The sequence below is a fragment of the Sulfuricaulis sp. genome (assembly GCF_049587675.1).
Classification (GTDB): domain Bacteria; phylum Pseudomonadota; class Gammaproteobacteria; order Acidiferrobacterales; family Sulfurifustaceae; genus Sulfuricaulis.
This window is the reverse complement of record NZ_JBAVEJ010000051.1, coordinates 1-7,158: the sequence shown is the minus strand read 5'-3', so window position 1 is coordinate 7,158 and position 7,158 is coordinate 1. Positions and strand designations below refer to the sequence as shown.

At 53.9% G+C, this 7,158-nt stretch carries 4 protein-coding genes and 1 pseudogene; 3 read left to right on the top strand and 2 right to left on the bottom strand.

Annotated features, from left to right (window positions below; genetic code table 11):
• The 3 genes and pseudogenes from WB402_RS02660 to WB402_RS02650 form a co-directional block, all read left to right on the top strand.
• Positions 1-1,824: pseudogene (locus tag WB402_RS02660) on the top strand (hypothetical protein); the annotation flags it as partial.
• Between the two features lie 92 nt (positions 1,825-1,916).
• The gene (locus WB402_RS02655; protein WP_424205370.1) at positions 1,917-2,363 is read left to right on the top strand and encodes a type II CAAX prenyl endopeptidase Rce1 family protein; all 447 of its coding nucleotides are present in this window, start codon (positions 1,917-1,919) and stop codon (positions 2,361-2,363) included.
• Between the two features lie 107 nt (positions 2,364-2,470).
• Complete coding sequence (locus WB402_RS02650; protein ID WP_424205369.1) at positions 2,471-3,118, top strand: polysaccharide biosynthesis/export family protein; 648 nt, start codon at positions 2,471-2,473, stop codon at positions 3,116-3,118.
• Between the two features lie 274 nt (positions 3,119-3,392).
• Here the strand turns inward: WB402_RS02650 and prsR are convergent, their stop codons facing one another.
• Both prsR and prsK read right to left on the bottom strand, forming a co-directional pair.
• Positions 3,393-4,745 (bottom strand): PEP-CTERM-box response regulator transcription factor, encoded by a 1,353-nt coding sequence (gene prsR, locus WB402_RS02645; protein ID WP_424205368.1) that lies wholly within the window; start codon positions 4,743-4,745, stop codon positions 3,393-3,395.
• A gap of 9 nt (positions 4,746-4,754) precedes the next feature.
• Complete coding sequence (gene prsK, locus WB402_RS02640) at positions 4,755-6,857, bottom strand: XrtA/PEP-CTERM system histidine kinase PrsK (RefSeq protein WP_424205367.1); 2,103 nt, start codon at positions 6,855-6,857, stop codon at positions 4,755-4,757.
• Positions 6,858-7,158: the final 301 nt, after the last annotated feature.

Here is a 7,158-nt window from a genome sequence, read left to right as displayed (position 1 = left end):
CATATGCTGTTCGACTGGAACGGCAGCTTTAACATCGACGTAGTCGTAGTGTTGAATCAGAATACCGTGTTCGGATCCGGCATTAGTGCTATTGCGGTCCCCGGGTGCCAGTCCACCTCCCCTAGTGGCAGCAATATCAACTGCTTGTACGATGGTCACTCCTGGGGCTTCAACGATCTGGGTACGGCCCCTGTCGCCTCCAATCCGTGGATGCTTACCTCTGTCGATCAAGCGGGGGGTGACGGCGTCTCGGGCACTCAGATGCCCGCCGGCGGCCCGTTCCAGTTCTTCAACGCCAACTTCAGCATTCCGGGCAACACCCTGGTGCTGACATCGGGCACCGTCTGCAACCCGACCGTCGATGTAATTCCAGATCAATTCACCTTCGCGGATGTGCCCAGCGGTGCTACACCCAGCACGGTGTATTCCGCGGATGCGAAATTCCCAGGAAATTCCACACTGGTCAGCGGTCTCGGCTCGGGTGTGTCCTCCCCGATATCCATTAGCGGGGGCGAATACTCCAAAGACGGCGGAACCACCTGGACCAGCACCGCCGGCACAGTACAAAACGGCGATACCGTCAAGGTGCACCAAACCTCGTCCGCGAACAGCGATGGGACCACAACCAACGCTACGCTGAGCATCGGCGGGGTCAGCGACATTTTCAGCGTCAAGGTCATCGATAAAAAACCCGACGCTTTCACCTTCACGGATACGCCCACACCCATAGTTGCCACCAGCACGCTGGTTGAATCGAATACGATCACTGTCAGTGGCATGGATGGAGGCCAGACCACGCCCATTAGCATTACTTGTGTGGGAAGCTGCGCTGGGGGTGAATACTCCAAGAACGGCGGAACTTATACTAGCGCCGCCGGCACGGTAACAAACGGCGACACGGTCAAGGTGCACCAGATCTCGTCCGCGAACGCCGCGACCCCGACCGATGTTATCCTTACCCTCGGCCAGGTCAGTGACGGCACGGCGATCAGCGACACTTTCACTGTCCTCACCGCCGGTGGCTATAGTTCGACGGGCAACAATTTCACCATGATGGATGACAAAGGCAACGTCGCCGGCGGCACCAACGACGTGACGATGACCTGGGATAAACAGTTCAACACCTCGACAAGCGATCCCGTGACGCCCGCCACCGCGCACATGCAGCTGTCCTCGACAAACGCATTCTTCCAGAACCTCTGGACCGCCCATCACATCCGCGTCTTCGGCCCGGGCACCTATATCATCAATGTGGACTGCACCGTCGCCCAGCTGGAGAACGGCACCTGCACGCCGAACGCGCTTGCCAGCAAGAACTATACATTCACCGTGGGCGCGGACCAGGTTGGCGCGCACATGCTCTTTGACTGGAACGGAACCTACAACATAGACGTGATAGAGGTCTGGAACAAGAACGCGGTATTCGGTCCCAGTTCGTTGTTCACCGGACCGAATGGATTCAACGATCCGTCCACGTCCTGGGATCTCATGTCCAGTGACACCGCTGCCAGTTGTCTCGGCGCTTTGAGTACCACCGGTACCCAGATCCCATGCTCTCTCGATGGCCAAAGCGGCACCCCTATGATCGATGGGCCGTTCATAGGATTCAGCGCCAACTTTAATATCAAATTTGTTGGCACAACCGCCCCCTCCAACTACACTCCGACCGTGAATATTTCGGATCCTTCCAACATGTCCGGCTGCAGTATCAGCACAAGATCAACTAACGGCCTTGAGCGCGGGGACTGGTGGCTGGTAGCGGGCTTCTTAACTTGGTTGGGCGGGATTCGCTTGCGGTTTAATCGCCGCCAGACAAAATCCTGATTCAGCGTTATCTTCCCTGGATCAGCGGCGCAGTCCTGACGGGCTGCGCCGCTTTTTCTTATCCGGGCCGCGATTATGTCCTCATCGGCCTGATGCTTTTCCTTCCGCTGGCCGATCAACGCTGGTCACTTCCTGTTGTAACCCTCAGACCGCGTCAAATCATCGTCTGGACATGCCTGGCGGCGATAGGCAGCGGATTGCTGCTCTGGCAACCTGCGCACCTGAATTTTACTCTCGCCACCCTGCTGCTTGCCGCGCTTCCCGAGGAGTGGTTCTTCCGCGCCTATTTCATGACGCGCCTGGGCGCAGGATGGCGCGCGAATCTGATGACCTCACTCCTCTTTTCCGTCGTACACGGGTTCTCCCACCACTGGACCACTGCTGCGCTGGTATTCATACCTTCGCTATTCTATGGCTGGCTGTATCAGCGCACCCGCGATCTACCGTTATTGATACTGGTCCATGGGTTGTCAAATCTGTTAAATGTGCTGTTTGTGGCGCAATTATTGACGATGATGCACCCCCTGGATTTGCGGTAAACTAGACGTTTCATACGATGTCAGATGCCCAATATCGGCGACATGACATGTTTTTGGCAATAAATCGGCGGATTGTCTCGAGCAAGCAATTGAAGGTAACCAGACAAATGAAATCGATCTATATGAGGATTGTCGCGTCAACTCTTTTCATTATTCTTACAGCATGTGGCTCAGCGCCTGCTATTCAGGCGTCAGACCCAGAAAGCGTAAAATCACCGGAAAGCGTAAAATCAACGGAAAAGTCGTCAGCACCGGATGCGGTAATATTTGCAGACACCTACCAGGTGCAACCGGGTGATGTACTGCAGATCGATGTATGGAAAGAAAGAGAACTCCAGCGAGAACTTATGGTGCGCCCGGACGGAGGTCTCAATTTCCCGCTCATCGGCGTTATTGACGTATCAGGTAAAACTATCGAACAGCTCCGGAAAGAAATCACGACAAAACTCGCCAAATACGTTCCCGATCCCGTCGTGACGATCTCGGTAAAACAAAGTCTCGGTAACAAGATTTATGTTGTCGGAAGTGTGAACAAACCGGGCGATTTCATCGTCATCCGGAACACAGACGTGATGCAGGCGCTCAGCATGGCCGGCGGTCTGAATCCCTATGCCTCAGCGAACAAGATTAAGATTCTCCGGCGGGAACATGGCGTGCTAAAAGCCATACCCTTCAAATATTCACGGGTCGAAAAAGGAGAAGATCTGGAGCAGAATATCATCCTGCAGGGTGGTGACGTCGTCGTTGTGCCGTAACAATCGTTCAATATTACTGACTTGATCCGGGAAATCCAGGGAACCTCTGATTAATTCCATTCGTCCTGAGCCCGCTTCGACGGGCTCACCACAGGCTTCGACTCACCTCACCACAGGCTTCGACTCACCGTTCGTTCTGAGCTTGTCGAAGACCGAACGGCTCGCTCTGGACAGGCTTGTCGATGGACGGGCAGCGCAAGATATTGATTTCGCAGCTCCGCCGCTCATGGTTCGACAAACTCACCACGTACGGCAAGAATTAATCAGAGTTTCCCTAGACTTTCAGATTGAACTTGCGGATAAAATCGTACATGGTGGGACGGCTAACGCCGAGCAACTCTGCCGCTTCGGTGATTTTTCCGTTCGCATGGCTGAGTGCACGTAAAATCGCCTGGCGCTCCGCCTGTTCCCTCACGAGACGCAGGCTGAAATCCGCTTGCGCGCCGTCCACTTCGTCAAGCTCGAGATCCTTAACAGTTACCTGTTTGCCCTCAGCCATTATCACGGCTCTTTTGACGCGATTCATGAGTTCACGCACATTACCCTGCCAGCCATAGGTCTCCATCGCCGCTAATGCGTCCTTGCTAAATCCACGCAGATTTCCTCCCTGCTCACGGTTAAAGCGGTCGAGGAACATCCGCGCCAACAGGAGAATATCCCCTTTCCGTTCTTTCAAGGCGGGGATTTGGATGGAAATTTCACCGATTCGATAATATAGGTCCTCGCGGAAGGTGCCTATACGAATTTTTTCCTGAAGGTCCTGGTGGGTGGCGCACACGATACGGACATCCACAGGAATCTCCTCGCGTCCGCCGATCCTCTCAACAACGCGCTCCTGTAAAAAACGCAGCAGCTTCGCCTGCAACGACATCGGTAAATCGCCGACCTCATCGAGAAACAACGTCCCGCTGTTGGCGTATTCGATTTTGCCGGGGGTCTGCCTGACGGCGCCGGTAAAGGCCCCTTTTTCGTATCCGAAAAGTTCGCTTTCCAGAAGATTTTCAGGAATTGCCGCGCAATTGATGGCTATAAAGCGGTTGCTGGCTCGAGGACTCAGATTGTGCAACGAGCGCGCGCAGAGCTCCTTGCCAGTGCCGCTGTCGCCGAGAATAAGAATCGAGGCGTTGGATGGTGCGACTTTCTCCACAGTGCGGCAAACTTTCACCATTTCAGGGCTGCAAGCCACCACGCCTTCCACGGGGTGTTCGACCTTTTGCTGTATCAGCTCGCGGTTTTCCAGCTCCAGTTCACGAACGCGGTAGGCGCGATTCACGATCAGACCGAGGATTACGGGATCTATCGGCTTGTAGTAAAAATCGTAGGCGCCGGATCCGACGGCACGGACCGCGTTTTCGCGATCGTTCTGGCCCGTGACCACAATCACCTTGGTATCAGGGCTTGCCGCCACGATCTCCTCCAGGGTTGCCAATCCCTCGGTGATCCCATCGGCGTCAGGAGGCAGCCCGAGATCCAGCGTAACAACGGGCGGACGATGACGACGAACCTGTTCCAGCGCGCTCACGCGGTTTCCTGCCATGACGACTTCGTAGCGGTCAAAGCACCAGCGTAATTGGTCTTGCAGGCCAAGGTCATCCTCGACCACCAGCAGCTTGTTATTCATCGACATAATGCGTATTTAATGAAATTTCTGCTGATATCTCACCGGCTCGAGAACAGCCAGTTGGGGGAAAAGTATGCGGAAAATCGTGCCTTCGCCCGGCCTGCTTTCCACGCTGATATCGCCTCCCAACGAGCGCACGAATTCACGTGCTTCATGGACGCCGATCCCCATGCCGGATTTTCCTTTTGTCGTCTGGAATGGGCGAAAAAGACGCGCACGGATAAAATCTTCATCCATTCCGCAACCGGTGTCTTCCACCTCTACCACAGCGTGGCCATTGACTTTTTGCAACCTGACAACAACACGTCCTTCCTCTGACGTAGCCTCTTGGGCGTTGCGGATGACATGCCCCATCACCGAGGCCAGTCGGTCACGATCCACGGTCACGGTAAGGTCTCTGGCTCTGCACTCCAGAACCGGAGCCGGTTTGGTCGATCTCGCATCGTGCACCACCTCCTCGAGCAATTTCGCCAGATTTACCATTTTTTTGGAGTCGGATTGCACACCGTCGCGCAATCTCGTCAATAAGTGATTCATCTTCGATACGGAGTTTTCCACCGTGCTGATAACGTTCTCCATGAAAAGCGGATTGGTACGATGACGCGCGGCATTCGACACAACCAGGGACAACTGGGAAATGAGGTTTTTAAGGTCATGCACGGCATAGGTGGACAGCTTGTTAAACGCTTCGAACTGACGCGCTTCCGCCAAGGCCTGAGAGATGGCATGCTGCGCCAAGTAGCTTGCCGCCTGGCTTCCGCTTGTTTTGAGCAGATCCGAATCTTCCCAATTGAAATGTTTGTGGCCGGCAGGCGAACGGGCCAGCACCACGAAACCCAGTAAATTGTCATGTAAAATCAATGGCGAAATCAGCCAGGCGTCAGGAACGGCACTGAGCCATTCCGGCATCTCCAGATCGCCCAGACTTTTATATAGGCTGGGATCGCGTTGATACTCGTCCAAGTTAATCACCCACTTTTGAATCTCAAGGAAACGGATAAACGAACTATCAGAAGGTTCGCTAACAGGACCCTCCAGGTCCATGTGCCACTGCGCCTCGGGCTCGAATCGGCCGTTATCGCGCCGCAACCACAAGATGCCTCCCGGACAATCGATCATCTGGGCGATAGCGCGAATAACGCGTTCCGGGAGCGGAATATCCTGGTCGCTGGATGAAAGCGTGCGGATGAAACGCAGCCACTCCTCACGGTAATCATATTTGTAGTGAAAAAAATGTTTATTGATCAGAACTCGCAGACGAGCGCGCAACTGTCCCGAAAAAAGCAGAATCAATAACAGCAACCCGGCACCGAACAGAAAAATTGTCTGTGCGACCACGCCCCAGGTCCCGCCATAGTCGCGGACGTAATAACCTCCCACACCCATTGCGATCAAATATATTCCGCTAGCGACAAGAGCCGAGGTATGAAAAACCATACGACGGGAGATAAAAAAGGCTAGCGATAGTTGCGGGTTCCTCGCCAGCGCGATGCCTATGATTGGCACGGTGCTTGCGTTGATGAATCCGCGCGCCTCCCACAATGCGGGATCTATACGCTGGAAAAGCAAGGCATCCGAATAAAGGTAAAAATCATAGGCGAACATCCCGCCGATGCCGAGGCATAAATATTTGATGGCTCTAAACAAATCGGGTGGTGAATTGCGCAGAACCTGCTCGAGTAATACAAGCCCGATCACCGCCAACAGCAACTGTCCTGCAAATTGGAAATCAATGCCGCCAATGAACGACAACCCGGATCGGCTGAAGTGGATATACAACGCCAGCAGCGCCATTACCGTTGTAAATGCGTAAATACCGTGCCGGGTTATCGTCAGGCTCTTCGAAACCAGTTCTTTCCCGCTGGCTTTGTTTGTCAGCAGATGCAGAAGAAAAATCAGCCATCCGAAATCGCGCAGGAGTTCCAGCAGCTGGGGGATAACGAGAGAGGTAGCGAAGGCAGCTTGATAGGCCGCCGCGGCAGCCCACAAGAAGGAGACGGCAGCGGCAAATGCCAGCAGACTTCTTGGTAGCCCCGTGGTCCGGCCGGTAAGCAGCACCATGAACAAGGCAAAGAAGATGCCCGCCGCCGTGATGTAGCTTACTACGCCAATTGTCATACTAGTCGCCAACCACAGATCATTTCGATACAGTCTACTGTCACGCGATTTTCTCTACCCGCATCTGCCAATGTTTCTCGAACACTAACTGTGGATTATGACAATTCTCAGCATGCCACATAGAATTTTCACCATCCTGGGAAAGTCGTTAACCCGTATAGCAGACAGCACAACGGTGGGTTTTGCGGGGCAATCCTGCCTAAACCCTCAAATACTTCTTATGCCATGTCTAAGCGATACCCTAACAGTGTGCATACAGGCATAAGTGTAAATGAGTAAAATCTACCGACAACTACATAAT

Bases quoted from the DNA above. Each gene is read 5' to 3' on its own strand.
- WB402_RS02655 (WP_424205370.1), top strand. From the start codon at position 1,917: ATGCTTTTCCTTCCGCTGGCCGATCAACGCTGGTCACTTCCTGTTGTA.
- WB402_RS02650 (WP_424205369.1), top strand. From the start codon at position 2,471: ATGAAATCGATCTATATGAGGATTGTCGCGTCAACTCTTTTCATTATT.
- prsK (WP_424205367.1), bottom strand. From the start codon at position 6,857: ATGACAATTGGCGTAGTAAGCTACATCACGGCGGCGGGCATCTTCTTT.
- prsR (WP_424205368.1), bottom strand. From the start codon at position 4,745: ATGTCGATGAATAACAAGCTGCTGGTGGTCGAGGATGACCTTGGCCTG.